A 3,863-nucleotide genomic window follows, 5' to 3' on the forward strand; every position below is an offset into this window, starting at 1 on the left:
CGGGTAGTCCTCGCGCAGCTTGCGCACGGTATCCCAGTCGCCGACGATGCGTTCGACCTCGAGGCCCAGCGCCTCATAGGGATGCACGCCGAGGCGGACACGCTCGGCGAGGCGCATGGCCGCGCGAACCCGGGCCGAATCGATCTCGATCTGCCAGCGCGTATCGCCTGGATGGCGAACCGCCGCATCTCGCAGCAGCGCGGCCGTCATCGCTTGCGCGTGCGACGGCGCGTGCAGCAGCCCGGCGGCGGTGGGGCCGGGCGGCAGGCCATGGCCGGGATTGGCCGCATCGTAGGGCGCCGGCGCATCGACCCAGCCGTATACGCCGAGCCGCCACGGCGCCCGCGCGTTCTGCAGCTCGCGCAGGCGCGAATGGGCAAGGCCGGTGATCCACGGATCCACGCGATGGCTGGCGGTATCCAGCGCGGCCAGCACGCAACTGAAGACGCCGTCTGGATCGTCGGCGTAGGCCCGCACCAGGCCGACCAGTGCCTCGATGCCGCGCAGGCAGCGCTTGGCCACGCTGTGTGCGCCGGGATCGGCCGAAGCAAACAGGTCGTCCAGCTGCGGTTGCGACGGCGTCCCCGGGTAGCCGCGCCGCACCAGATCGATCAGCGCATCGGTGCCGGCCTGCATGGGCAAGGGCGCGTGCGGGTCGACGGCCTGGCCGGCGTCGATGGCCTCGCGCGCCAGGCCGACGCTGGCGCGCAGCAGGCACAGCGATTCGAAGATCAGATGGCCGAGCAGCCCCAGCTTGCGGTCCCAGCGGTACGGGAAGGCTTCGCCCTCCATCTCCAGCAGCAGGCGCAGCGTGTCGGGGTCGTCGGCGTCGGCTTCCGGCGTGCTCGCCGGCAGATGCGCCTGCTCCGTGAAGGCGCCCAGCGGCGACAGCGGCGTCTTGCGGCCGGCCAGGCTCGATGCCGTCTCCCGCTCCCAGGTGCTCGGCTCGAGCGGCGGCAGGCCCCGCATCGCACGGATCGCGTTGACCACCGGCAGCGGCGAGACGAGGCGAACGGCCCAGCGGCGCGTGGGCGTGTCTTCGCCCAGCAGATCGACGGCCCGCTGCGCGGACGCGCCCACCACGGTGCCAGGGTGGATCGCGGCATCCGCGGCGGCCGCATCGCGCCATGGGCCGGCCCAGTCGCGAATCTGTCCCGCCGTGATGTTTTGACCGGTCCAGCCGGCAAGTACGGTGGCCGGCAGCAAACCGTAGGGCTGTGCGCCGACGCGGATCGCCGGATACGGCCCCTGCGGCGCGAGCCACGCCTGCGCCCATTCGGCCAGGCGCGCCTCGTCTTCGCCGGCGCCGATCACATCGCGCAGCGCGTGGCCCCACAGCACGGGCCACAGCGCATTCACGACCAGCGGATCGTGTCCGCCGGCGTCGACGTCGCCGCCTTGCAGCTTGATCGGAACGGCATCCGGCCCGGCCAGCGCCTGCATCACGGCGGCGGACGCGCTGTCCGCAGCGGGCAGCGCATCGTCGATGCCTTCCCATGCGGCCGCATTGCCGCCGGGATTGCCGCCGGGATTGCTGCCGGGGTTGCTGCCAGCGTCGGCGGTGGCCTCGCCGTCCACGGTATTGGTTGGCGTCCCAGGCCGCAGCACCGACAGCCGGCCCGTGACGGCATGCATCGCGATCAGCGGTTCCGGGGAGACGTCGCCCATGCCGGCCACCACGATGGCATCGAGCGCCGGCGGCTGCGCGCCGGCCGGGAAGGGGATCTCGATTGCCAGCCCGACCGCCTTGGCGATGTCGAAGGAGGTCCACCATGTCCGCGGCAGTTCGCCGGAGGCGGCGGGCGTCTCGAACGCGGTCAGACCGAGCTGTTCGGCAATCCGTTCGCGGTTCGGGTGCATCGTGCCGGCCAGCGTTGGGGCGCCGCCCTGGCCGGCCTCGACGAACCAGACATGGATCGCCGGCGGCAGGCCGTAAGGCTGATGCGTGTCGGGCCAGGCCGAGGGATCGCGCGGCTGGGCCGCGCCGCGATCCGCATGCGGCGCGGGCTCGGCCACGATGGCAACGCTCCGCCGCAGCCACAGCGCGCGTTCGACGCCGAGCCGCGCGCACAGCATGCGCCATTGCATGCCGGCATCGAGCGGAAATTGGCGCAGCACGTCGTCGTAGAGGTCGAGCTCGGCCGGCGACGGCGCGATGGGCCGGCGCGCCATCGAGAACTCGTCGGGCCATACGCGCAGCCGCAGCATCCAGCCGGGCCGGGTGCCGTCCGGCGCGTAGAAGCGGGTTTCGATGCGCAGGGGCGCCAATACTTCGACGGCGCTCATGCCAGCTCCAGCTTGCCGATCATCACGCGCACCGGTGGGGCAAAGGTCTCGAAGCCGTAGGCCGCGCCGTCGGCGACGGTGCCGGTGGGCCGGTCCTGATCGTCGTGCCAGCTGTAGAAGCGGTAGCCGGCGGGCGGCTCTTCCAATACCACCCAATAATTGGCCAGATCCGCCGGTGCCACGTTGAAGGCGAAGAACGCGACGTCCGGGCCGATCCTGCCGGGGAAGGTCGGAAACTGCTTGCGCGACTCGTCGAGCGGCTGGTTCGCGGGTGGCACGGTCCAGTCGGCCTCGGCCTGGTACAGATAGACGACCGTGTCCGGATAGCGCCGGAACAGCGGGGTTTTGAACAGCACCACCGCCTCGGTGGCTCGCGGGGTCGGCGTCAGCGCGGCGTCGCCCAATGGCTTATCGGCGGGCCAGTTGCGGATCGGATGGATATCGAACTGGCCACCGGCGCGTTGCCAGAACTTGCGCAGCGGCGACCAGCGTGGAGCGATCGGGAAATTGCGCCAGCGCAGTTCGCCCAGCGCCTGCTGATTGGCGCCGACCAGTACGCCTTCCACGAAAGCAGCGTGCGTGGCCAGGCCCACCACGCGGTCCTGCTGCAGGTCGCCGATGCCGGGCAGCATCCAGTCGGGCGCGGCCTCATTGAGGAGTTGCCAAAGCGGCAGATCCAGCTCGGGTTCGATTTCGACGGGGCCGATGTCGACGATGCCGGGCAGGGTGGCAAGCACGCGATTGACCACGGGCGGGCGCGCGGCGAAAGGGTCGACGGCATCGGCGACGCGTTGGCCCAGCAGGTCCAGGTCAACCGGCCGGCAACGGGTGCGGCTCGACGCCAGCGTGTCGACCCATTGGCCCGTGGCCGGCTCGTCGATCCATTGTCCGGGTTCGCGCACCGCGCGAATGACCTTGTCCGGATCGACGCGGCCATCGGCGTCGGGCGTCAGCGCCTCGAGCGCGGCGGCAAGCCGGTTCAGGTCCGTCGTCGTTTCACTGTCCATCAGCAGCCGGAACAGGTCGTCGGCCTGCCGCTCGTCGTCGAAGGCGCGCCGGACCGCGTCCTTCAATATGGGGCCGGCATCCCCGCACGGCTTGTGCCAGATCTCATCGGGATGGTCGGGCGCCACCGGGCACGCGGCGGCCGCTTCGAGCAGCACGCGATGCGGAATGACGCCGTCGCGCGTCAACGCCGAGCGCGCAGGACCAGGACGCAGCGCACGCCGCGCTGCCGAGGACCAGATCGCCGGCGCCATGCCGGGCGTGCGGCCGGTCAAGGCCGACGACACCGTCTGCTGCTCGTTGACCGGCATGCGGCCCAGCATCGCGCCGAGCACCGCCAGCTTGTCGACGGGATCGGGCGGCATATGGCGGAACCACAGCGAGCGCGAGACCTCGACGCCGAGCGCGACGTTGCCGATGCGCTCGCGTGCGATCGCCAGATCGCCGGCACGTGTGGCGGCGGCCTTGGCGATGCGGTCCTGCCATGCGATGGCGGCCCATGCGCCGAGGCCGGCCGCGCCGCGATGGCGCGGATCGGTATGGAACTGCGCGCTCCATCCGGCCGCCGGCGT

2 pseudogenes are annotated in these 3,863 nt (G+C 71.6%); both read right to left on the reverse strand.

Annotation, left to right across the window (positions count from 1 at the left end):
• Window positions 1–2,286, reverse strand: a pseudogene (locus tag AC6EI8_RS25075) (hypothetical protein); the annotation flags it as partial.
• Window positions 2,283–3,863, reverse strand: a pseudogene (locus AC6EI8_RS25080) (hypothetical protein); the annotation flags it as partial. The pseudogenes AC6EI8_RS25080 and AC6EI8_RS25075, both read right to left, overlap by 4 nt.

Source organism: Cupriavidus sp. R6-3, from assembly GCF_059772245.1.